The 21869-nt window shown below is 61.1% G+C and carries 30 protein-coding genes; 22 read left to right on the forward strand and 8 right to left on the reverse strand.

Annotated features, from left to right (window positions below):
* Positions 1–13 precede the first annotated feature (13 nt).
* Together EOA19_RS20180 and EOA19_RS35295 are read right to left on the reverse strand one after the other, a co-directional pair.
* Positions 14–193 (reverse strand): DUF3606 domain-containing protein, encoded by a 180-nt coding sequence (locus EOA19_RS20180; protein WP_023813816.1) that lies wholly within the window; start codon positions 191–193, stop codon positions 14–16.
* A gap of 489 nt (positions 194–682) precedes the next feature.
* Positions 683–844 (reverse strand): hypothetical protein, encoded by a 162-nt coding sequence (locus EOA19_RS35295; protein ID WP_023813815.1) that lies wholly within the window; start codon positions 842–844, stop codon positions 683–685.
* A gap of 92 nt (positions 845–936) precedes the next feature.
* On the opposite strand from EOA19_RS35295, the gene EOA19_RS20185 reads away from it, so the two are divergent.
* Positions 937–1365 (forward strand): DoxX family protein, encoded by a 429-nt coding sequence (locus tag EOA19_RS20185; RefSeq protein WP_023813814.1) that lies wholly within the window; start codon positions 937–939, stop codon positions 1363–1365.
* Positions 1366–1422: 57 nt separating this feature from the next.
* Here EOA19_RS20185 and EOA19_RS20190 read toward each other — a convergent pair whose 3' ends face one another.
* Both EOA19_RS20190 and EOA19_RS20195 read right to left on the reverse strand, forming a co-directional pair.
* Entirely contained in the window at positions 1423–1728 is a 306-nt protein-coding gene (locus tag EOA19_RS20190) for a hypothetical protein (protein WP_023813813.1), read from the reverse strand.
* A gap of 73 nt (positions 1729–1801) precedes the next feature.
* Entirely contained in the window at positions 1802–2071 is a 270-nt protein-coding gene (locus EOA19_RS20195) for a hypothetical protein (RefSeq protein ID WP_023813812.1), read from the reverse strand.
* 347 nt (positions 2072–2418) lie between these two features.
* On the opposite strand from EOA19_RS20195, the gene EOA19_RS36420 reads away from it, so the two are divergent.
* The 5 genes from EOA19_RS36420 (at position 2419) to EOA19_RS20215 (ending at position 4998) form a co-directional block, all read left to right on the forward strand.
* A complete protein-coding gene (locus tag EOA19_RS36420) occupies positions 2419–2541 on the forward strand; it encodes a hypothetical protein (RefSeq protein ID WP_281040484.1) in 123 nt (40 codons plus the stop codon).
* Positions 2508–2831, forward strand: a complete 324-nt coding sequence (locus EOA19_RS20200; RefSeq protein ID WP_245486224.1) for a hypothetical protein — start codon at positions 2508–2510, stop codon at positions 2829–2831. The genes EOA19_RS36420 and EOA19_RS20200 overlap by 34 nt, the downstream gene beginning before the upstream one ends.
* The gene (locus EOA19_RS20205; RefSeq protein WP_023813809.1) at positions 2824–3246 is read left to right on the forward strand and encodes a hypothetical protein; all 423 of its coding nucleotides are present in this window, start codon (positions 2824–2826) and stop codon (positions 3244–3246) included. The genes EOA19_RS20200 and EOA19_RS20205 overlap by 8 nt, the downstream gene beginning before the upstream one ends.
* A complete protein-coding gene (locus EOA19_RS20210) occupies positions 3167–3868 on the forward strand; it encodes a terminase family protein (RefSeq protein WP_245273300.1) in 702 nt (233 codons plus the stop codon). The genes EOA19_RS20205 and EOA19_RS20210 overlap by 80 nt, the downstream gene beginning before the upstream one ends.
* A gap of 374 nt (positions 3869–4242) precedes the next feature.
* Positions 4243–4998, forward strand: coding sequence for a terminase family protein (locus EOA19_RS20215; RefSeq protein ID WP_023813806.1), 756 nt, complete (start codon positions 4243–4245; stop codon positions 4996–4998).
* An 840-nt stretch (positions 4999–5838) separates the two neighbouring features.
* Here the strand turns inward: EOA19_RS20215 and EOA19_RS20220 are convergent.
* Positions 5839–6210 carry a nuclear transport factor 2 family protein gene (locus tag EOA19_RS20220; RefSeq protein WP_128304603.1) on the reverse strand — a complete coding sequence of 124 codons (372 nt, stop codon included), beginning with the start codon at positions 6208–6210 and terminating at the stop codon, positions 5839–5841.
* A 125-nt stretch (positions 6211–6335) separates the two neighbouring features.
* On the opposite strand from EOA19_RS20220, the gene EOA19_RS20225 reads away from it, so the two are divergent.
* On the forward strand, positions 6336–6920 hold the full coding sequence (locus EOA19_RS20225; protein ID WP_128304604.1) for a hypothetical protein: 585 nt from the start codon (positions 6336–6338) through the stop codon (positions 6918–6920).
* Complete coding sequence (locus EOA19_RS36425; protein ID WP_281035567.1) at positions 6889–7014, forward strand: hypothetical protein; 126 nt, start codon at positions 6889–6891, stop codon at positions 7012–7014. Before EOA19_RS20225 ends, EOA19_RS36425 begins: the two co-directional genes overlap by 32 nt.
* A 283-nt stretch (positions 7015–7297) precedes the next feature.
* Here the strand turns inward: EOA19_RS36425 and EOA19_RS20235 are convergent, their stop codons facing one another.
* Positions 7298–7909 (reverse strand): methyltransferase domain-containing protein, encoded by a 612-nt coding sequence (locus EOA19_RS20235; protein ID WP_128304605.1) that lies wholly within the window; start codon positions 7907–7909, stop codon positions 7298–7300.
* Between the two features lie 301 nt (positions 7910–8210).
* Between EOA19_RS20235 and EOA19_RS20245 the strand changes: the two genes are divergently transcribed.
* The 5 genes from EOA19_RS20245 to EOA19_RS20265 all read left to right on the forward strand — a co-directional run bounded on the left by EOA19_RS20245 (position 8211) and on the right by EOA19_RS20265 (position 12551).
* The gene (locus EOA19_RS20245) at positions 8211–9980 is read left to right on the forward strand and encodes a portal protein (protein WP_128304606.1); all 1770 of its coding nucleotides are present in this window, start codon (positions 8211–8213) and stop codon (positions 9978–9980) included.
* Positions 9977–10297: a hypothetical protein gene (locus EOA19_RS20250; protein ID WP_128304607.1), complete on the forward strand. Its 321-nt coding sequence runs from the start codon at positions 9977–9979 to the stop codon at positions 10295–10297. Before EOA19_RS20245 ends, EOA19_RS20250 begins: the two co-directional genes overlap by 4 nt.
* 530 nt (positions 10298–10827) lie before the next feature.
* Positions 10828–11253, forward strand: coding sequence for a hypothetical protein (locus EOA19_RS20255; RefSeq protein ID WP_128304608.1), 426 nt, complete (start codon positions 10828–10830; stop codon positions 11251–11253).
* Between the two features lie 323 nt (positions 11254–11576).
* On the forward strand, positions 11577–12014 hold the full coding sequence (locus EOA19_RS20260) for a hypothetical protein (RefSeq protein WP_128304609.1): 438 nt from the start codon (positions 11577–11579) through the stop codon (positions 12012–12014).
* Positions 12015–12551, forward strand: a complete 537-nt coding sequence (locus tag EOA19_RS20265; protein ID WP_245486226.1) for an SMI1/KNR4 family protein — start codon at positions 12015–12017, stop codon at positions 12549–12551.
* A gap of 241 nt (positions 12552–12792) precedes the next feature.
* Here the strand turns inward: EOA19_RS20265 and EOA19_RS20270 are convergent, their stop codons facing one another.
* Positions 12793–13107 carry a YMGG-like glycine zipper-containing protein gene (locus EOA19_RS20270; RefSeq protein WP_027040217.1) on the reverse strand — a complete coding sequence of 105 codons (315 nt, stop codon included), beginning with the start codon at positions 13105–13107 and terminating at the stop codon, positions 12793–12795.
* Between the two features lie 257 nt (positions 13108–13364).
* Here EOA19_RS20270 and EOA19_RS20275 point away from each other — a divergent pair, with 257 nt between their 5' ends.
* The 3 genes from EOA19_RS20275 to EOA19_RS20285 all read left to right on the forward strand — a co-directional run bounded on the left by EOA19_RS20275 (position 13365) and on the right by EOA19_RS20285 (position 16271).
* On the forward strand, positions 13365–13937 hold the full coding sequence (locus tag EOA19_RS20275; protein WP_128304610.1) for a hypothetical protein: 573 nt from the start codon (positions 13365–13367) through the stop codon (positions 13935–13937).
* 252 nt (positions 13938–14189) lie between these two features.
* On the forward strand, positions 14190–15101 hold the full coding sequence (locus EOA19_RS20280; protein ID WP_128304611.1) for a hypothetical protein: 912 nt from the start codon (positions 14190–14192) through the stop codon (positions 15099–15101).
* Between the two features lie 180 nt (positions 15102–15281).
* Entirely contained in the window at positions 15282–16271 is a 990-nt protein-coding gene (locus EOA19_RS20285; RefSeq protein ID WP_128304612.1) for a Coat protein, read from the forward strand.
* Positions 16272–16524: 253 nt separating this feature from the next.
* On the opposite strand, the gene EOA19_RS35640 is transcribed toward EOA19_RS20285, so the two are convergent.
* Positions 16525–16815 carry a hypothetical protein gene (locus EOA19_RS35640; RefSeq protein WP_206638062.1) on the reverse strand — a complete coding sequence of 97 codons (291 nt, stop codon included), beginning with the start codon at positions 16813–16815 and terminating at the stop codon, positions 16525–16527.
* A gap of 5 nt (positions 16816–16820) precedes the next feature.
* Here EOA19_RS35640 and EOA19_RS35645 point away from each other — a divergent pair, with 5 nt between their 5' ends.
* From EOA19_RS35645 to EOA19_RS20315, 6 genes are all read left to right on the forward strand, one after another.
* Positions 16821–19052: a hypothetical protein gene (locus tag EOA19_RS35645; RefSeq protein ID WP_206638064.1), complete on the forward strand. Its 2232-nt coding sequence runs from the start codon at positions 16821–16823 to the stop codon at positions 19050–19052.
* Positions 19052–19477 (forward strand): hypothetical protein, encoded by a 426-nt coding sequence (locus EOA19_RS20295; RefSeq protein WP_023814095.1) that lies wholly within the window; start codon positions 19052–19054, stop codon positions 19475–19477. Before EOA19_RS35645 ends, EOA19_RS20295 begins: the two co-directional genes overlap by 1 nt.
* A gap of 103 nt (positions 19478–19580) precedes the next feature.
* Entirely contained in the window at positions 19581–19907 is a 327-nt protein-coding gene (locus EOA19_RS20300; protein WP_128304613.1) for a hypothetical protein, read from the forward strand.
* 474 nt (positions 19908–20381) lie between these two features.
* On the forward strand, positions 20382–20807 hold the full coding sequence (locus EOA19_RS20305) for a hypothetical protein (protein WP_128304614.1): 426 nt from the start codon (positions 20382–20384) through the stop codon (positions 20805–20807).
* Between the two features lie 97 nt (positions 20808–20904).
* The gene (locus EOA19_RS20310) at positions 20905–21240 is read left to right on the forward strand and encodes a hypothetical protein (protein WP_128304615.1); all 336 of its coding nucleotides are present in this window, start codon (positions 20905–20907) and stop codon (positions 21238–21240) included.
* Complete coding sequence (locus EOA19_RS20315) at positions 21237–21563, forward strand: hypothetical protein (RefSeq protein WP_128304616.1); 327 nt, start codon at positions 21237–21239, stop codon at positions 21561–21563. The genes EOA19_RS20310 and EOA19_RS20315 overlap by 4 nt, the downstream gene beginning before the upstream one ends.
* Positions 21564–21869 lie beyond the last annotated feature (306 nt).

Genomic DNA, 21869 nt, shown 5'->3' on the forward strand with positions numbered 1-21869 from the left:
TGGGCGACATGCGCTAGCCGCGGGCCGCCATATGGGCGTCGAGCTTCTTGCGCGAGGGTCCGTAGCGCTTGATGATGGTCTGTGCCTCGCTTGGCGGAATGCCGTATTTGCGGGCAAAGGCGGCAACCTCGTAGGGCTCTTCACTCGAGACCTGCTTGCGGTCCTGCTTCGTCTTCGACTTGTCGTCAGCCATCTCAGGCCTCGCTTTCTGTTGTCGGGACGCGCAGCCTTCGGCGCCCGCGATCAACACGACATAACACAGATTGGCGCCGCCGGTTCCACCAGACGACATGGCCAGGCTGCAACCGGCCTGTATCAGGCCGATGGCCGCATGAGGTCGGCGCCGGAAGCGTGGTCGCCGTCACATTCGGAGCATGCAGCGCTGAGGCCGGGGCAGCCGCGCCGGTGCGTGCCGGCGGGGCAGCAATGGCCGTTGGAACTCGTCCAGCGCGGGCATTCGAAGACCTGGCCAGCGCCACCGCAGCCGCTGCACTCCAGCGGCGCCGACCGCACGCCATGAGATATTGCCCCAAACCTGACGCTTGTACGCAAATTTCAGCCCACCCAAAATCGCTGCGCCGGCACGCCGGTGCATTAGCCCCGACTAACGATAGCACTTCCGTGATTACCAACAAGTTTCAATCGCGCGATGCGCCGGAAAGCCGTTCGGGCCGGCGTGTCGTCAGGCCGGCTTCAGCCGCATCGCGGCGAGATACATGAGCGCCGAGGCGGCCTGCCCGCGGTCCCAGCCGGCGGCCTGGACCTTGCGGAGCAGGGCGGCAAACCGAAAATCGCTCTTTGCTGGCGCGGTGCGAGGCTTCGAAGCCTCCTTCGACCGCGGCAAGCGCCCTGTCGAGAAAAATTGGCCTGGCGTGTCGGACCTGGCGCCCGTCGCGCGTCCTAGGAGCGAGCAATCTGCAAAGCTGGAGAACGAGCATGTCGTCGCAAATCACTCAATCGCCGTGGCAGACCACGGCCCTTCTCATCGCCCGGCTGATCTTCGCCGGCGTCTTCCTGATGGCCGTGACCTTCAAGTTCATGGGCATGGACGCCACCGCCGGCTATATCGCCGCCGCCGGCTTTCCGTTTCCGCTGTTCCTGGCCTGGTGCGCGGCGATCCTGGAAGTCGCGCTGGTGCTGTGCTTCCTGACCGGCGCCTTCTTCTCGCAGGCGGCCCTTGTCGCCGCCGCCTATGTGCTGTTCCTCGCCCTGGCCTTCCACGGACCCAGCCACTGGGCCGGCAACCAGGCCGAGTTCGGCTTCTTCGTCGACCATTTTTCGTTCCTGGCCGGACTGCTGTTTGCGGCCGTGCATGGACCGGGCAAGGTGCTTTCGCTCAATTTGGGATGGCCGGGCAGGGCTTGAGGCGAGACCGACCGGCACCGCGCGAAGGACGCGCGCCGGGCCTGCCTTGGCACCCCCTCACAGCTGGTCGTTGTAGGGTTCCTTTATCTTGCCGACCATGCGGGCCAGCTTCGAAAAAGACGGCATCTCCGCCTCCGGCTGGCACTGGTTGGCGAGTTCCAGCAGCCGGATCGGAAAGTTGACGGCGTCGCGGCTGGACGCGGACATGCCTTCGGACCGCTCCTGGTTGGTTTCGCCTGCCTCGGTCTTGCGCAAGGCCAGGTCGATTTCCTCCGCCGTCAGCACCCCCTTTTGAACCAAGAGGCGGTTGATCGAGGCGACGGCCATCAACAGGCCTTCGAGTTGCAGGTTGGCGACATTCATGGCGATTGCTCCCGTGACTGGGGTTGAAACGCGCGAGCGGCATTTCCGCTCCAGAAAGGCTGCGGGCGAACGCCTATTCCTGCGTCAGCCGTTCGCCATATTCGCGCCACAGCGCCTTGACCTCCAGGCTGCCGAGGCTGCCGATCGAAACATCCCCACAGCTGATGGCGACGGCGCCGATGTCGTATTGGGGGTAGGCGTTGGCGACGAAACGGATGGCTTCGCCCAGCGAACGCACGCGGATGACCGGATCCGCCTGACCCTGGCCGGTGCTGCGCACGCCGGAAACCATGGCTGGTGCATGCCGCATCCTGAACACGGATGCCATGGCTGGTCTGTCCATCGTCCTCTCCCACAAGGCCGTGCGACGGGAATCATTCCATGAGCTTCGACGAATGATTTCACACCTGCCGGCTTGTGACCAGCCGCCGGAAAAAGGAGGGTTTTACGCGCTTTGCCAGCGTCGGTCAGGCCGGAATTGCGATCGATTTAGGAATTTTTTCTCAGAAAACGGTTGACGGGGTGAGTGCAGCTATGCTACATTTTTGTCCATGGTGCTGAGTTGCGCCAACGACCCGCCCCTGAGGCGGGGTTTTTGTTGCTGGGCTAGACATGTCGGCAGGACAGAGGGGGGCCCCAAGGAATGCCATCCTTCGCCCGATGACTCATTTCGCAATCCGAGAGACACCCATGACCCGCTACGCCACCATCATCACCGATGCTGACGGCCAGGAAATCGTCAGCGCGATCGGCGAATTCGAAGGCATTGCGCCGCAGCCATGGGGCGTCTCGAGGAGGTCGCGCCCGGCATAAAGATCGGCATGGTGCGGGACGACGCTGGCGAGTTCGGGTTCTCGCAGGCCGGCATCGCCGGGCACCTTGTCGGTCTGGTCATGGCGCGTCTCAGGGCGCGGGCCGGTCTGGCAAGGCCTGCCCCGGCGGCGAAGCCTGCCGACGCGGCAAAGCCAAAGCGCGTCCAGGGAGCCAAGAAGCGCACCAGGAAGAAATCCGCTCGTTCAAAGAAACCGGCCAGCCGGGCCGGATCGATGCCGAAGGCCGGCATTCCCGCTGCCAACGCCGTGGGTGGTGACGTCCGTGACTGACAAGACCGCCGCCGGGCCAACGCGCCGCAAGCCGGCAAAGCGCAAACCCGCCGCCAAACCGGCCGCGCAAAAGCCGCGCCGCAAGCGCGCCAAGAAGACACTGGGCGACGATTTCCTGGCTGCCGTGCGGGCTGATTTCCGCGCCTATGGCGCCGGCGTGATCGCCCAGGTGCGAGCCGACAAGCCGGACCAGTATCTGAAGATCGTGCTGTCGGTGCTGCCCAAGGATTTCGATGCCAAGATCAACCAAATGGACAGCCTGAGCGATGACGAAATCCGCAGCCGCATCCGCGCCCTCGAGACGATCGTCAAACCGTTCCTCGAAGAACCCGGTGATGTCCGTGAAGATGGAATATCTGGCGCTGCTGGCCGAACTGGACAGACGGCGCCGGACCAATCAATTGGCGGCCTATAGACCGTATGAACGCCAGGCCGAGTTTCACGCTGCAGGCGCGCAGAACCGCGAGCGCCTGTTCATGGCCGGCAACCAGCTCGGCAAGACCAGGGCAGGGGGCGCCGAATGGGCCATGCACCTGACCGGCCGTTATCCCCAGTGGTGGCAAGGCAAGGTTTTCGACACGGCCGTTCGGCTGTGGGCGGCCGGCGTCACCGGCGAAGGCACGCGTGACAATCCGCAGCGTGTGCTGGTCGGTCCGCCGCAGCAGCAGGCGGCCTGGGGCACGGGCATGATCCCGGCCGACGCCATTGTGCAGACCTTCATGGGCCGCGGCGCACCGGGCGCGCTGGACAGCGTCGTGGTGCGCTGGGGTGGCGGCGGCGACGTGCAGGCCGATGAATCGGTGCTGTCGTTCAAGAGTTTCGAGAAGGGCCGCGAGAAATGGCAGGGCGAGACTTTGCACGGCGTCTGGTTCGACGAGGAACCGCCGCTCGACATCTATTCCGAAGGCCTGACCCGCACCAATGCGACGGGCGGCATCACCATCGTGACGTTCACGCCGCTGCTTGGGATGTCGGATGTGGTGCTGTTGTTTCTGTCGGCGTCGCAAGTGGAGGGGATGGCCAAAGGCAGCGGATGAAGACGTTCAAGGGTATTTGCTGCCCGCAAGCTGTCTGGCGCGGGCCTTGGGATCGGTTGCTTTCCGGGTTAGCGGTTGGCACCATATCCTTTCATCACCCGTAATCTGGTTGTACCAGACATTGCATACTTTATTTGGTGTGTCCGGGATACAAACTTCGCGTTGGAACCCTGAAGAATTGGCGTACATCTTGCAGGTTTTCTTACTCGTATCATACGGAACGTTCGATTGGCATGCCGACGCGGTCGCGGCAATGGCCACAACGATTGCTATGCGGATCATGTATCTCCCCCAATTGGCCAGCAGCTTTGCATTGATAAACAGTATTATTAATGGCGGTTACTCGTCCCGGCAAATAATTTAGGCAGACTGATATGTCTCGACACGTCACCTTCATGACCATCGACGATGCCGCGCACTACACGCCGCAGGAGCGCGCGGCGATCGTCGCGGCCTATCCGGCGCATGAGCGCGAGGCGCGGGCTCGGGGCATTCCGGTGCTGGGTTCGGGCCGCATCTTTCCGGTGGCCGAGGCGCTGATCGCCTGCGCGCCGTTCCGGCTGCCGCGCTACTGGCCAAGGCTCGGCGCGCTCGATTTCGGCTGGGACCATCCTTCGGCCGCGGTCGAGTTGGCCTGGGATACGGAGGCCGATGTCGTCTATGTCACCAAGTCTGCGCGGGCCTCGCAGCAGACGCCGGCGATGCAGACGCTGACGCTCAAACCATGGGGCGAATGGCTGCCCTTCGCCTGGCCGCGCGACGGCCGCCGCGAAACGCTGGAAGGGGCGGGCGTGGCGCTCGCCCGGCAGTATTCGGCACACGGGCTGAACATGCTGACCCGCCACGCGCAATTCCCCGACGGTTCGGTCTCGGTCGAGGCCGGGCTGATGGAGATGCTCGACCGCATGCAGAGCGGCCGCTTCAAGGTGTTTGCCACGCTCGCCGACTGGTTTGAGGAATTTAGGTTGTTTCATCGCAGGGATGGCCAGGTTGTGAAGCTGCGGGATGATTTGATGGCGGCGACACGCTATGGCGTGATGATGCTGCGCGAGGCGGTGGTGGACCCGGCGGAGTTCAGGTCGGCGAGAAGGCCGGCGGGGCAGAGCGACCCGCTGGGGGCGTTTCGGTAGGGGCAAGGCTCCCCACACTTCGTCATTCTCGGGCTTGACCCGAGAATCCATGCCGTGATGGTCGCCGGGGAACGCGGCACGTCAGAATCCTGCGCCGTAGCAGCGCTCCAAGGTCACGGCATGGATCCTATGGTCTGCGCCGCGTCGCTCCGCTCCTTGCTCCGCCATAGGATGACGAAGAGACAGGGCGCGCCGGCCCTGCGCCTGTAGTCCGCAACACCGAATTACGGTGAATTACGGTGACAGTGCACTTTTATCGGTTGCACCATGTGACCGCAGCGAACCTCCGGACTGAAGCACCGGCACCGTAATTCTAGCTTATCGGCTAAACTTGGCAGCCAAAGCCACCAGAAAAAAGAGAGTCGAGACGGCGAGTGCCGCTCCCACGACAGCAAAAAGGCAAAGTATAAGTAAAGCACTGCGAAGGTGGTAACGCCAACCAGGCGTCGGAAAGTCAGAACGTCTGAGCTTCGGAGAACGAGCCCTGTTTTTGATCGAATGGAGCCTGTTCTCCACGCGGACAAAAGTTCACGAACGCAGTAGAGTGTGGCCGAGGCGAGGACAATGAAGACGATACCGCTAGCCACTGTGTCGCTTAGTATCTTTGTGTCTGAAATCACTGGCGTTATCTGAACTGCTTGGTGCTGGAGTTTCATGGAAGATAAGCGCTGTATGCGGGGATGTCAGCAACGAGTCGAGAGCGGGATTGCAAATAGACCCTATCCTGTCTGAACGGCACAAAATCATTCGGCTGCGTGGACGAGAACCTGTCTGTAAGCGAATACGATGACAGTGCACTCTTACCCGTCACACCACCGCAATTCGTATTGACGCCGCAAGCTACTCCACGATCTTCCAATAAGAATCCTTGCGGATCACCTTGCCGTCGCGAAACGTGTAGAAGTCGCAGCCTCGAACTTCCTTTTTCACACCTTCGCGGGTGGTGCCGGTGAGGGTCCATTTCGACATGCCGGTCTCGGCAGCCTCGTCGGCAAAGTGCTCAGCCTTGCCGTAGTGGACATCGGGCAGGCCTTCGAAGCGTGTCGCCAGCGCGTCCCGTACGTTGCGCTTGCCCTCGCAACGGGTTCCCCAGGGCTCGGCTCCCCTCGGCATCTCCAGGACGCAGTCGTCGGCGAAGAACGCCATGATGCGATCGAGATCGTGCGCGTTGAAGGCTTCGCATAGCTGCGTCAGTGTCGCTCGAATGTCCATTCGCCCGTCTCCTGGATAGCCGTCGATGTCCGAAGTAGGTCACTGGGGACGCGGCCGGTCAAGTGCGCAGGCCGCCGAGACGTCGCCCGGAAGCGAGAACTGCATTCTATTGCTCAGGCCTGCTCATGCCCCTTCGCATCATGCCCGCAACCCTTCGCGACCTGTCCTACATCGCAGCCAATTTGCGCCCTGAGGACCGGGCCGAGATCGACTGCCAGCTCGACCATTGGTCGCCGGCACTGCTGGCGCTGACGGCGCTGCAGGGGTTTGCCTATGTCGCCGAGCTGGACGGCAACCCGGAAGCGGGCTTTGGCGCTGCCGAACAGCGCGGCGGCCTGTGGATCGCCTGGAGCTGGGGCACGCGCCGCATGAAGCGCTGCGTGCCTGGGATCACCGACTTCTTTCACGCCGTGCTGGGGCCGCAGGTATCTGCGCGAAGCGCCTGGCGTGTCGAGGCGCGGGCGCTGGCCGCCAATGAACTGGCGCTGCGCTGGCTCGGCCAGCTTGGCGCGACGCAACGCTGCCTGTTGCCGGGTTACGGCCGCAACGGCGAAGACTTTTTCCTCTACGACTGGACAAGAACCTCTAATCTTGGAGAAGGCTGGAACCATGTGTCTGTTTCAAAAACCACCGGAACTGAAGCCGCTGCCGCCGGTGCCGACGGCGCAGGACAAGGACGTGCAGGCGCGCGAGGCGGCATTGCGGGCTGAACTCGAACAGCGGAACGGCACCGCCGGCACCATCAAGACCGACCTCGCGCCAGGCAGCCTCACCGGCCAGCGCCGCGTGCTGCTGGGGCTATGACCATGACCGCGATGAAGCGCAGTTTCAGGAAGCGCGTGTGGGACTGGTGGGTGTGGCGACGGCATGCAAGGGTGATGAAAAGGCGGGGGTGATTAGCCGATCTCCCCCCTTGCGGGGGAGATGCCCGGCAGGGCAGAGGGGGGTGTGAAGGATCGCTACCCTTCCGCATATCTCACGCCCAGCCGAAGGCGCTTTGTGTTTGGCCGATAGGCCGAGGGACAGCACCCCCCTCTGTCCTGCCGGACATCTCCCCGCAAGGGGGGAGATTGGCAGCTTCAGCCCCTCACGCCTTCTTCGCAAAAGCCCAGACCATCAGCGGGTATTCCTCGTCGTTGCTCAAATCCCGCCACAGGCCGTAGGCGCGGACGGGGCCGCCGATATGGGCCCTGGCGCAGGCCTTGTTGCCCCAGCCGTGGACCTTGACGTTGGCTTCCGCGAAGCCGCCCTCGACCATAAGCTGCTTGAGGCCGGCGGGGGTCCATCTGTTGTAGTCGTGCGGCCTGGCGTGAACGCGAAACAGGAAAGGTGTCGCCACCATCGCCCAGCCGCCGGGCCTCGTCATGGCGTGGATGTTTTCCACCGCCGCGTGAGGCCGCCGCACATGTTCCAGCACCTGGTCGGCGATGACGATGGAATATTGCTCGTCGGTGCGATCCCTGCAGATGTCGAAGGCCGGAAAATCGACCGAGCGGTAATTGGGGCACATCGCCCGCCAGTAGCGGTTCCAGCCGGGCGAGATCTCGATCACGTCGGAAGCCTTGCGGTTGCCGGCTTCCAGAAAGAGCGTGAACGCCTCGATCTGGCGGATCCGCAGCCAGTTGCGGGAATCATAACCGATGAGCCGTTTCACGGCGCGTTTGCTTTGGCTTTTCAGGGCGGCAAGGCTTGTCGTCACATCGACCTCCTCCAAAACCCGCCGCGAGCAAGTTCGTAGCACCGCCAAGTGGGCAAAAGATGACAAGGGAAGGCTGGCGCGAGGCACCCCCCTCTGTCCTGCCGGACATCTCCCCCGCAAGGGGGGAGATTGGATGTGCTGCCGCTTTCGCCAATTGCCGACGTTGCAGGAAACGCGCCGTCGGCAAAACTGCCGATCTCCCCCCATGCGGGGGAGATGGCCGGCAGGCCAGAGGGGGGTGCTGTCCCTCCGCATCTCCAATCAATCGGCAGCTCCGCCGCGCCAAACAAGTGAGAACATCATGACCGATTCCCGCGCCCGCAATATCCTGTCCCGCCAGTCCGAGCTCGAGAGCGAGCGCAGTCAGTACGAGGCTGTGTGGGAGCAGGTGGCGGAGTTCTGCGACCCCGATGCGCCCGATATCTGGAGCGGCCGCCGAACCGGCAGCCAGGACTCGCAGGCGGAGCGGCAGGAGCGGCGCGGCGCCCGCGTCTATGCCAACACCATCAACTCGGCCGCCAATCGGCTGGCCGCCGGGCTGGAAAGCCTGATCATCCCGCAGTCGGAAAAATGGCACGGGCTGTCGACGGCGGCCATGAATGACGAGGAGACCGACGAGGAAAAGGAATGGGCGGAGGCCTTGCGCGATTTCCTGTTTGCGCTGCGCTACTCCGCCAATTCGAATTTCGTGCCGGCGACGCAGGCCTGCCTGCGCAATGTCGTGCGCTATGGCCCGGCCTATCTCTATGCCGAGGAAGGGTTCGGCGCGACGCTGATCCGCTATGCCTCGATCCCGGTGGTCGAGGGCTATCTCAGCCGCAACCGCTGGGGCCAGGTCGATATTTTCCACCGCCGATACGAGCGCACGGCGCGGCAGGCGGCGCAGCTGCTCGGCTATGAAAAACTGCCGGCGCAGATCAAGGTTCTGGTCGACGATTCGGCCAAATGCGAGACGAAGATCTCGCTGATCCAGTGCATTGAGCCGCGCGACGAGCGCAAGATGTACCGGCTCGGCGGCCAATACCAATATCTCGACACGGCCTTCGCCTCCTACCACGTCATCGAGGACGAGGAGGAGATCGTGCGGGAAAGCGGTTTTCGCACCTTTCCGGTGTCGACCTTCAACTGGCGCCGCTACGAGGGCGACCCCTATGGCATTTCGCCTGCTATCGAGGCGCTGACGACCGTGCGCGAGGAAAATGCCGTGCGCCGTTCGGGCTTGCGTGCCTTGCAGCAGATCACCGATCCGGCGACCGCCTCGAAGGCCCGGCTCGACTACGTGCCGGTGCTCAATCCGGGCGAGAATTATCCGGGGCTGATCGACGACAATGGCCGGCCGCTGATCGCGCCAATCTCGACCGGGCAGAACCCGACCTATGCCTTCAACTACGCGCAGAGCCGCGCCGACGAGATCCGCGACATGATGTTCGTCAACCTGTTCCAGACACTGGTGCAGAACCCGCAGATGACGGCGACCGAGGCGCTGATCCGCCAAGAGGAAAAGGGCGCGCTGCTGGGGCCGTCCGGCTCGATCATCCAGGCCGGCTTCGCCAGCAATCTCGATCGCGAGCTCGGCATTCTGGAGGACAAGGGGCTCTATGACGAAGACAGCCGCTTCGTGCCGCCGGAGAGCCTGGCCGGCAAGGCGGTGCGGCCGACCTTTACCGGCCCGCTCGACGTGCTCAGGCGCTCGGCCGAAGCGCGCGACACCATCCAGGTGGTGACGACGGCCATGCAGATGGCGCAGTTCGATCCAGGCGTGATGGACAACATCGACAGCGACGAGGCGATCAAGATCGTGCAGAGCGCCGGCCGCAGCCCGCAGCGCATCTTTCGCCGCAAGGAAGAGGTGGACGAGTTGCGCGATGCGCGTGCCAAGGCCAGTCAGGCGCAGGCCGGCATGGCGGCGATCGCCACGGCTGGGAAGGCTGCCAAGGATGCGGTGCCGGCGGCGGTGCAGGCGCGCGACAGCGGCCTGCTCGACGGGTTGCAAGACATGCTGGGCGGCGCCCAAGATGCGCAAAGTGGTCAAAGCGGGCAGCCCGTCGGCCCGACGGGTGGTGGCGCATGAGCCGGAAACGCTTTGCCCATGCCGGGCAGGCCGGCAGCCCTGCCAGGGCGCGGGAGGCGCTGGCCAAGGCCTATCTCCGAGTGTTTTCCGGCGAGGGCGGCGAGATGGTGCTCGCCGACCTCGCGGCGACGACCGGCTACTACCGGCGTCCGTCCTATGGCGAGTGGATGGCACGCACCAGGACGCCGAACGGCTTCGAGCTGCACAGCGCGCTCAGCAATGCGCGCGCCGAGGTGGTGCAGCACATTATGGGGTTCCTGACGCTCGATGACGCGCAGCTTGTGGCGCTGGAGAAGGCGGCAAGGGCGGAGGGGTAAAAGCTGCCGATCTTCCCCCCTGTGGGGGAGATGCCCGGCAGGGCAGAGGGGGGCGCGGTCCCGCCGACCTTGCCGCGTTCATCGCACGACAATCAAATCACAAGCGGCCGCTCAAGCTTGGCCGTAGGTGGCAAGGGCATGGGCATGTTCAAAGTTCGGCGACGACAGAGGTAGGCGCTCTACGGCGCGCCCCTCTGTCCTGCCGGACATCTCCCCCACGAGGGGGGAGATTGGCTGTTTCGGCACCGGCGCCTCAGGTCGGCTGACCCACGAGGCAGCACCGCTGCTCCGGAGCGACAAGTATGGAACAGATTTCCAAGCCTTGTTGCTGAAGATGAGATGCACTCTCTTCAAAATCTTCGCGGCATACCAAAAAGATTAGACAACCTTTTGCACAAGCCCGTTTTCCGATTCGAATGGGATGAATTTTATGCGTCGCACCCCCAGCCAACTCGTCAGCAGGTGCTGGACTACGTGACTTATATCGACAAGAAATATGGGCATCTGTTCAATCCCCCGATAGGTGAGTGATGCAATACTTTAAAATACGGCCGAACGTCGCTGGCGGGATCGGCGAAAACACCGTTCTCGACTCGAGCGTCCATCCACCAATCGTGACCAAGCTTCACTATGAGGTAGAGGGCTGGTTCGGCGATGTGATCGTTGCGACATTCCCCTGTTTCCTCGTCACTGAAGAAACCCAGCGCGCACTGAAGAAGATGAGCTTTTCAGGTGCGACGTTCGCCGACGCCGAGGTGACTACCTCCGAAGAGTGTCAAGAGGATCAACCCGGGCTGGAGCTACCACCTTTCGTCTGGCTGAAGGTAAATGGGAAGGCCGGCCGCGACGATTTCGGGATCGCAATACCCTTCCGCCTTGTCATTTCGAAACGCATTCTCGATTTACTGGAATCATTGGGAATGCCGTTTGCTGTGGTCGAGCCTTACGAGCAGTAACGAATTACGCTTTTTGAATTGCGGTGACAGTTCATTGTTGTCGGCTGCACCCATGTGATTGCAGTGAACCTTCAGACTGAGGACTGGAAATAGTGCACTGTCACCGTAATTCGGAGAAAAGGCTAAATTCAGCAGAAAATCTTCGTGGTATCCCTAAGAAATTTAATGATATTCTGCATCTTGTTATCCGTAGAGCCGAAAATGACGAATTCTACGCAAATTACCCGAATCCGACAGAGCGGCAAGTTCTTGATCATCGGACAATGATGGATAAGAAGTATGGTCATCATTTCGTCCCGTCTGTCGGAAAGTATAGGTGAGCAATGGATTATTACTATGTGCAGCCATTTGTTGCTGGCGACTTTGGCAAAAACACGGTTCTCGACAACCGCGTTCACCCGCCGATCGTGCACAAACTGCACTATGAGATCGATGTTTGGATTGGTGATGTCCTGATAAGGAGTTTTCCTTGCTATCTTGTTACCGAAGAAGTTCAGCGGGAATTGTTGAAGATAGGTGTTTCGGGGTTGACGTTTGCCGATGTCGAGGTGACTGCCTCGGAGCTGTTCCATCGGCTGCAGCCAGAGACGAAACTTCCACCTTTCGTCTGGATGAAGATCCATGGGCAGCGTGGACATGACGACTTTGGGATGGCTCCGAACCACGAGCTTGTTGTTTCAGAACGTGCCCTGGACGTGTTTGAGCGCCTCGGCAATGAGTCAGCCGGGATTCGTTCATTCGACGAGCCGGAAATGGATTGAATGATCCTGGTGACGGCGCAGGTAATCAGGAGCGGAGATGACGAGCTCGATTCTGCCCCGGCTCGCACTGCCTCGCGAAGTTCACCGACAACAGGCTACGCCGTGGTGGAATCAGTTGCTGAAGGACCTGAGAGGATAGCGGTGGGATATAGTTTAACTGAGGGAAGTTTCGAGGCACCGGCTGAATCCGCGGTCGTCGATGGCCTGTCCGCAGGCTTGGGAGTCACGCTACCCAAGGATTACACTGACTTCCTCAAGGAGCATAATGGGGGTGAAGGCTTCATTGGCGATAGCTATTTAATTTTTTTCAAAGCCGAAGAATTGGCTGACTTCAATCGAGAATATGAGGTTGAAAAATATGCGCCAGGCATCCTCTTGTTCGCGTCGAAAGGAGGAGGGGAAGCCTATGGCTTCGACACCGACGATGTGGAAATGCCAATCGTGCGCATCCCGTTTATATTTATGGAACGGCAATCCGCCGAGGCGATAGCGCGAGACCTCGCCGATCTATTTGCTCGGCTGGAGGACTGGAAATGAGCGTCCAAGATACAATTTCGCGCTCCAAAGGCATGGAACTGTGGTGCGCTTCTGGAATCGAACTATCGAAATTCAGCGTAAGGCGGCACTGGAAAAGGCTTCACGGGCGGAGGGGTGAGGCGGTGGCGATGAAGCTACCTTGCCTGCCGGCGTTAGTTGTTCGACCAGCCAAGCAATTGGCTTTTCGTCCGCTGCGGAACACTCCCCAACTCCCCGTAGAACGGGGAGAAGGGGCTAGTGATCAATAATCGCCGTTGTAGTACCGGTCGTCGCAGGGCGCGGTGTAGATGCGGCCGCGGCGGTCCTGGTAGCGGCACATCTGTTCGCCGCGGCGCTGCGGCGTGGTGGAGCTGCCGACGACCGCGCCGAGCAGGGCGCCGGCGCCGGCGCCGATGAGCGTGCTTTCGGTGTTGCCGCCGATGGCCTGGCCGACGAGGGCGCCGCCGGCGCCGCCGATCAGCGCGCCGGTTCCGGCCCGCTGCTGGCCTTCGGTCTGCGCGCAGCCTGCCAGTGCTGCGGTCATCAGCACGGCGGCGATGGCTTTGTGAAAGTTCATGTGCGGTCTCCCTTGAAGGCCTGAAATTCCCTATGGCTCGTCCCGTGCGGTCGCATTGCGGCGGAACGGGGGCACGAAGCCTCACGATATAAGACATGGTTTCTCGGGCGTTGATAGGCCGAGGGCCGAAAACATCTCTTTCGAACAAGGCGCTAGCGGTGCTCCTTGTCAAAATGATTCAGCCTTCGACGGCTCGCCCCGCTGGGGCTTGATTGGTCGAGCTGCCAGAATTGCCACTGAAAAAATGGAGAAATGCCATGACCCGAGGTATTCCCCGGACGCTTGGTCGTGCCGCCGCCCGCGAGGCCGGCCTTGCCCCGCCCAGGCCTGGCCTGAAAGCCGTCACCACAGGGCAGGGCGGATCGTACCGCACCGTCTTCGCCTTCGCCGGCATGCAGGTGCCGGTCACCGATGCGCTGGCCTATGCCGCCCAAAAGATCTTCGACTTCACCAAGGGCAAAGTGCGCATCAAGGGCGGCACGGCCCGGCTGCAGTTCGCTGTCCTCGGCACCCGTGCGGCGACCATCAACGACAATGCGGCGCTGACTTGGTCGCTGGGCTCGGCCGCCGCATCGAGCGCGACGCTGGCCTCGACCATGGTCAACGTGCTGGCCTCGACGGCCCGCACACTCGACGGCACTGGCGCCGCACTCTCCACCGCCTTGACCGCCGACATCGCCGCCGCCGTGACGCTGGATGGCACGGTGACGCCGGTCGATCTCTATCTCAACCTGGCGTTTGCCACCGGCACGGATATCGATGCCGACGGTGTGCTGGCGATCACGGGTACGATCACGCTGCTTTGGGAGAACTGGGGGGATAACGCCTAGTTGCCGATGACGCGGCCAATCTCCCCCCCTCGTCGGGGAGATGCCCGGCAGGGCAGAGGGGGGGCGCTGTCCCACGAGCCTGTCCTGCTGATTAGCATTTGCATGCCTCGGGAGGGCATCGGGTGACGAAGAGCGTCGAACGCTTGCGTTCCTTCGCGCCCCCCTCTGTCCTGCCGGACATCTCCCCCACAGGTGGGGAGATTGGCAGCTTTGCCGCCGGCTGATTTCTAACCCCTAGCAAAGGAACATTACATGACAGATCTGGCAGACGCCGGGTCCGTGGCGGCGCGTGCGCAGCCGGCGGGCAACCCGGCACAGTCACCGGCAGGCACGGATAACGGGTCCGCCGCGCCTGGCGGCAAAAGTTGGTTTGACGGTCTTTCCGAAGGCAACCGCAAGCTCGCTGAAACCAAGGGCTGGACCAAGCCTGAAAGCCTCGATCGGGTTTTCACATCCTATGCGGAGCTGGAGCGGCAGCAGGGTGAGAGCCTGCGCCTTCCCGCCCCGGACGCGCCACCGGAAGACTGGGACCGGTTCCACGCCCGGCTGCCCGAGGCCATGCGTCCGGTCACGTCGTCCGAGAAGGTCGAATACCTCAGGCCGGAAGGCTTGCCGGAAAACTTCGCCTATTCGGACGAACTCGCTCAGGTGTCCAAGGCTTGGGCGGTCGAAGCGGGTGCCTCGCCGAAAACCGCGCAGGCCTATCACGACAGGTTCGTCGGCTACATGGCCGAGCAGGCCAAGCATCAGGAGATCGCGCTGGCCCGCTCGGTGGAAGCCACCCATGACGAGCTTGTCAGGGACTGGGGACCGACCGATAGCGACGGCTTTCGCCAGAGACTGGAGGTCGCCAACCGGGCGATGAAGAAGCTCGGCCTGGTCGACGCCTACAAGGCGAAGGGCATCCTTCTGCCTGACGGGGCGCTGACCGATCCGCAGATCGCCAGGGCGTTCCAGGCGATCGGCGAGGCGATGTTCCGGGAAGACACGATCGACGGCGGTGCTTCTTCCAGCGGAGCCAATCCGTTCAAGCGCAATGCCGCCGGCGAACGCAACCTGACTGACATTTCGGCCCTCGTCAAAAGCGACCCCGCCCGCGCAAGGCGGCTGGCTCGCGAGGCGGGAGAAAATCCCGACCGCTGGATGCCGAACAACCCGCTTTAGTCCGTTTGGAAACTCTACTCCGGCGGCCATCCGGCGGCGTTTTCTGTGCTTCCGGTGCTCACGGACCCAAACGTCCGCTGCGCTCCGGTTCTCGAAACCACCACCAGCTGATTCACCGGAGCGAGTTTCGAAATGGCCTCTCAAGCTCGCCGCCAAACCCAAACCTGAAGGAAGAGAAAAATGGCAGATGCCTACACCCGTATCGCGGACGCGATCGTTCCGTCCGTCTATGCGCAATATGCTTTCGAGGAGCATGTCCAGTCGCTCGAAATCTACCAGACCGGAATCCTGTTTTCCGACCCGGCCATCTCGTCAAAGCTGTCGATGGGCGGCCGCTCCGTCGACATGCCCGGTTGGAAGGATCTCGGCAACGACCCGTCCGAGCCGGTCAATGACGATCCGGCCGATTCCATCGAGATGAAGAAGATCGGCTCGCGCCGCGAGGTCGCCGCCCGCAATGTCCGCGCCCAGGCGTGGGGCGTTCCGGACCTGACCTCGATCCTGGCCGGCGACGATCCGCAGAAGCTGATCGTCAAGCGGCAGACCGAGTACTGGCAGCGCGCCAACAAGCTGACCCTGCTCGGCATCCTGAAAGGCGTCGTCGCTGACAACGTCGCCAATGACGGCGGCGACCTGGTGCGCACCACCGGCGCCTCCATCGTCGACACCGACATCATCGAGGCCGCCTATCTGATGGGCGACCGCGCGGACAAGTTCAAGACGATCTGGATGCACTCCAAGCAGATGAAGGCGCTGAAGCTCGCCGACCTCATCGACTATGTGCCGTCTTCCGAGCAGGGCGGACCGCTGATCCCCTATTATATGGGTCTGCGGGCCGTGGTCGACGACGATATCCCGGTCACGGCGGGCGTCTACACCGCCTTCATGTTCAAGGACAAGGCGATCCTGTGGAACGAGCTGCCGGTCAACACCGAGGGCGGCCCGCTGGAGTTCGACCGCAAGCCGCGCCAGGGCCATGGCGGCGGCATCACCGAAATGGTCGGCCGCCGGCATTTTGTGCCGCATGTGCCCGGCACCCGCTTCCTCGACGCCTCCTCGGCCGGCGAATTCGCCACCGATGCGGAACTGGCGCTGGCTGCGAACTGGGACCGCACCGCGTCGAGCGTCAAGAACATGACGTTCATCGCGCTGAAGACGACCGAGGCCTGATAGGACCGAGGCGGGGGGCGGGGGCGATGCGCTCCCCGCTTCTTTTCTAAACTTGGCGCCGGCCATGTTCCGATCCTGGCGTGACAAACAGAGCCGGAATCCATCGCCGGCACAGGATTGGCCCGCCGAATCAATGCGTGGGCAACACGCTCGTTGGCGGCCTCTCCAAAATCCGGATCCGACGAAGGCATCGGCCTCGAGCGCCATTGCCGGCCGTGCCGCAGCGGCCGGGTGATTTTCGGCCGTTCAGCCCTCAGTGCTTCGTGAGCAGGGAACAGCCATGGTACACATCATCCCCCTTTCCATTGGCCAGCGCCGGCTCGACACCGGCAACGCGCCGCAATATCCGCAGGGGTCGCCAATCGGCGGCGCCATGCACGGGCTGGGCGATCACCTTTCCGCTGTCGCCGAGCGCTACCAGCAGATGAAGGACCAGCAGGAGGCGTTCGACGCCGAATTGGCCCGCCGCCGCTTCCACGGCCAGATCGCGCAGGCGGAAGATGAGGTGACGGCCAACGCCCCGGCTGACGGCGCCGGCCTGCATGAGACATGTACGGCCAGGTCAATGCGTACGACGGCAGGGTCGTCAAGACCGGCCTGTTCGACAGGCTGTTCGACAAGGCTTTGCCGAACATGCCTGAGAGCCAGCGCGCCGCTTTCGCCGAGCACAAGGAGACGATGCGCAGGGTTGGCTCGCTGCGCATGGCGCAGCGGCAGCTTCAGCAGCGCGAAGACTATGAACAAGCGCAGGTCGACACGGTGCTCACGACCAGCGGCATCGCCATCGGCAACGCCGATCCCGACGATCCTGTCACCTTCGAAGTAGCCCGCCAGGAAGGGCTCGACTTGATCGCCAAGATGGGGCTCGACCCCGGGATCAGACAGCAGAAGGTGAAGGACTGGTTCGGCACCGCGGCCAAGACGCGTTTCGAGGCGCTGATCGCCAAGGATCCGAAACGCGCGCTGGAGACGTTTGGTGTCAGGACCCCGGAAGAGTCTTCGGGAGACGTTCAGCCGATCACTTGGGTTCTTGCCTCGGGCAGATCAGAGGCGGCTGCCGCGAAAGGCGGTCGCGTTGGCAAGCTCACGCCAGACGAGCGCGTGGCGCAGGCGTTTGGGGACATTGCTCCGGCGCCTGATACGGCGATCAAGCCCGCAACCGACCATCTCGCCGACCTGTCTCCAGATGACATTCAGCGGCTGATCAACCAGGCACACGCCGCGAATACGGCCCAATTGATCGAGGCGCGCACCAACATCGCTCTCGCTGCGCAGAACGCCCCGAACGCGATCGCCAATACGGGAAGCTATTCCGGCAAGATGCCCAGCCCCGCCGACTTCGCCGCCGTTTATGGCGCCGAGGAGGGCGGCGATCGGTACCAAGACTTCAGCTTGAAGATGGATGTCGGCCGCCAAGCCTTTGGCATGCGGACGATGCCCAACCAGGCGATCCACGCAGCGCTGCGCGATGCGGAGCCTGGGCCGGTCGGCTCCAACGAAGAGGAGACACGGTATCGGGTTACGGCTGCCGCTGCGCTCAAGACCCTGGACATGAGGCGGGCGGACCCTGCTGGCTACGTCCGCGAGGTCTTCCCCAATGTCGACGCCGCGTGGAAGGCGACAACGAGCCCGGATGGCAAGTCGGAGACCGGCAATCCGGAGGCGTACAAATGGGCCATCGCCGTCTCTGTCGCAGCCCAGAGGCAACTCGGCATCGAGACCCCTCAACCTCTGCCGAAGGCCGTTGTCCAAAGCATAGCTGACACCTTCGGCGACAAAAACATGCCGCAGGCTAAGAAGGACATCATCCTGCGTGATCTTCTAGCAGCAGCGCCCGATCCGGGTGTCCGCCAGGCCTTATCTCAGCAGTTGGATCAAGCTGGCCTTTCTCGATCGGCCCAAGTCGGCCCGATCGTCACTGCTGCGACAGTGCAAGGACGGCTTCCATCAGCGCCTCCTGGCGAAGCCCGGTCTGCACTCCAACGAGGTGCGGACGACTTCGGCGATTATCTGAGCGAGGGTTTCGAGGCCCTAGGCCGAATCCCGCATGACATTGGGATAGCTCTCCAGGATCTGCACGATTCTCCTTTGGGTTTCCTTGAGCAACTGCCCGCCACCCCTGGCTCGGGGGCGGTTGTTGAAGGGCGCTTGGCATTAGAGACAGTCGGCGAAGCTGTTGCAAAAGGCTTGGCCATAATCCGCGGCGGGACCGGCAAGTTTGCCAAACCGCTGGAGGAGTTTGCAACAAGTGGTTCGCGCGCCACATCGGAGCTTGCCGCTGAGGGCGCGGTGGCTCGCCAAGCCGTCGGTGCGGAGGCTCGTGCAGTAAATGCAGCAAATGAGGCCGCTTACCGCTTGGGCACAGGCGCAAAGCCCGACAAGGCCGAGCTTCTTGAAATAATAAAGTCAATCGCGAGAGACCCCTCAAAGATAAAGTACGCGGGGGCATCGTTTGGCAAGGCTCTTTCAAAAAATTACCGCAAAACGTTTCTCGACGCGAACCCGAAACTGGAGGGTGAAGTTGTGGTCCACCACGCGGCTGAGCAGCAAATCTTGAACAGATATCTCGGGCTCGTGGCCGAAGAGGAGATGCACTCGCTTCAGAATCTGCGTGGGATTCCTAAAAGCTTGGACAACCTCTTGCACAACAAAATTTTCCGATACGAATGGGACGAATTTTATGCGTCGCATCCTCAGGCCACTCGTCAGCAGGTGCTGGACTACGTGGCTTATATCGACAAAAAATACGGACATCTGTTCAACCCTCCAATAGGTGGATAATGCAGTATTTCTATATCAGACCTGATGTGGCTGGTGGGCTTGGCAGAAACACCGTTTTGGACCCCAGCGTCCATCCTCCGATTGTGACCAAGCTCCACTACGTGGTAGAGGGCTGGACCGGTGATGTGCTCGTTACGACGTTCCCGTGTTACCTCGTCACCGAAGAAACCCAGCGTGCACTGCAGAACATAGGTTTTTCGGGTGCGACGTTCGCTGAAGCCGAAGTGACGACATCCGAAGAGTTTCATGAATATCAACCTGGGCAGGAACTTCCACCTTTCGTCTGGTTGAAAGTGAATGGGAAGGCTGGCCGCGACGACTTCGGGATCGCAGCAAACTATCGCCTTGTCATCTCGGAGCGCATTCTTGATTTGCTGGAATCATTGGGAATACCGTTTGCAGTGGTCGAACCCTACGAGCAGTAACGGATTACGCTTGTTGAATGCGATAACAGTCCGTCTTTTGTCGGCTGCACCATGTGACTGCAGCGTGCACTGTCACCGTAATTCCAGAAGACACTGCATCCGAATGGCCGAGGAGGATTTTCCCTATGGGGAAAAAATGAAGGTGCTGGATATCGTTGGACGGTTGTCGGAATTTGACGAGGAGGACCCGGTCTACGCAGCGGAGCCCACAATCTACGCGGCGGAGCCTTGGACCGAGGATTCAGACGCAATGGTTTTGCCTCAGCAGGATGGGGTGTTGGTACCAGCCGAGGCAGCTAAAGAGGGCCTGGCATACTTTCTCGAAATCAACCTTGCGATCGAGATTACCGAGGCTTTGGTTGCATCCGCAGAAAGAAAAGCCAAGCGTTTCCGCTATCTGCGAACGCGTTATTTATTATGCCACCTATGATGCGTGAGAGGTTAAATGTCGACTAACCCACGTTATGACGGACAGCCGCTGCTTAGACTGCTGGATGTTTATGTGCTCTGGGCGATCGGAGAACTTTCTCAAGAGTCGGAAGAGGGCTTGAAAAGAATGGCCCCCAAACTGCAATCTCTGTTTGGTGGCGATGGACGGTGGCATCACGCAATTGCCCAAGCCATGCACATGCCCGGAGGAATCCCGGCAGCAATCCGGGATATGTGGGCAAGGAATCTCAAAATCGCTCGCGTCAACGGCACGACCCTCCCGCCCGAGAGATTTGCCGAGATATTCGTGGACAACAACTTCGCGGATTGGGCGTTCTGTAGCGCCAGATTTTCAGACCTTCGCTGCCCCTCAACCTCCTGCCGGGACCTTCTCCCCGTCAACGGGGATGATCAATAATCGCCATTACATCGATAAGAAATACTGAAATCTGTTCAATCCTCCGATAGGTGAGTGATGCAATATTTTTACATAGAACCGAACGTTGCTGGTGGGCTTGGCAACCACACCGTTCTTGACACGAGTGTCCATCCGCCGATTGTGACCAAGCTTCACTACGAGGTAGAGGGCTGGTTCGGCGATGTGCTCGTTACGACGTTCCCGTGTTACCTCGCCACCGAAGAAACCCAGCGCGCTCTGCACAAGATGGGCTTTTCAGGTGCGACGTTCGCCGAAGTCGAAGTGACAACCTCCGAAGAGTTCCATGAGGACCAGCCTGGGCAGGAACTTCCGCCATTTGTCTGGTTGAAAGTGAATGGCGAGGCTGGCCGCGACCACTTCGGTATCGCAGCAGATTATCGCCTCGTCATCTCGCAACGCATTCTCGATCTGCTGGAGTCGTTGGGAATACCGTTTGCCGTGGTCGAGCCTTACGAACAGTAACGGGATTACGCTTTTGAATTGCGACGACGGCTCATTTTTGTCGGCCGCACCCATGTGACTGCAGTGAATCTTCAGACTGAGAACTGGAAATAGTGCATTGTCACCGCAATTCCTCATGGGAACGGCATCGCTCCAATCTCATCCAGGCGTCAATAATGCAGCGGGTGCTTTGAGACATGCCGAATGGTCGGCCAAGATGGCGCAATCGCTTGGGGTCAACGAAGCGAAGAAGATATCGGATGCCTATGAGATATCCCATCCGAATGACCGATATGAGCGCGCGATGGATTTGATAAATAACAATGTCGGCCGTGTGTTGGGCGAAGCTTTACCCGGGGTCGCGCCCGACGAAATCGCGCGCCTTGCCCTGGAGGCCGGACTACTTCAGACTTCACTGCCTCCGGCAATGATCTTTCACGAGAAAAGAAAATGAAGAAAGTGATGGTTCTGACGACCGCAACTATCTTGGTGGCTGCTGCAATTTTTGTTTATTGCAGCCCTCTTCTCGTCAAGCTTGAGAAGGACGGATTTGTGGGCGGAACGCTGGAAATTGCAGGCACCAAACTGGATGAAGCGGCAGGATCTGGAACGACGTACCACCTCGTTTTCGTGAATGAGGAATCCAGCGCGAGCGTTTCTTGCAGCAAGGATGGGAAAGTTACAAGCCGGGATGGATATCTATCTCCATGGCTTGGGTGGTACGTAAGTTTCCATCTTTCGAATTGCTCGATTAGTGGATTTCGTCCGATATTTTAAGGGTTGGAATCACGAATAACAGTGAGATGCCGGAGATCTCGCGCGTTTTGTCGATAGCATGTCCGGACTGAGACTTGGAAAATAGTGCGCTGCCGCCGTAATTCCTCGTTCTGACAATATTTCTTAGCGCCTCCTCCGTCCTGCCGGCTTTCGTCATTCGGAAAGCCAAGCAGTTGGCTTTCCGTCCGCTACGCGGACCACTCTTCAACCCCACGAAGGGAGATCGGAGGGGGCGTAGAGCACGATCTCTGAATATCGCCATCCAAACCCCCAGCCGCTTCGCAGCGGCTTTTTTCATGCCCGGAG

It is taken from the genome of Mesorhizobium sp. M7A.F.Ca.US.010.02.1.1 (assembly GCF_004023085.1).
In the GTDB taxonomy this organism is placed as follows: Bacteria; Pseudomonadota; Alphaproteobacteria; order Rhizobiales; family Rhizobiaceae; genus Mesorhizobium.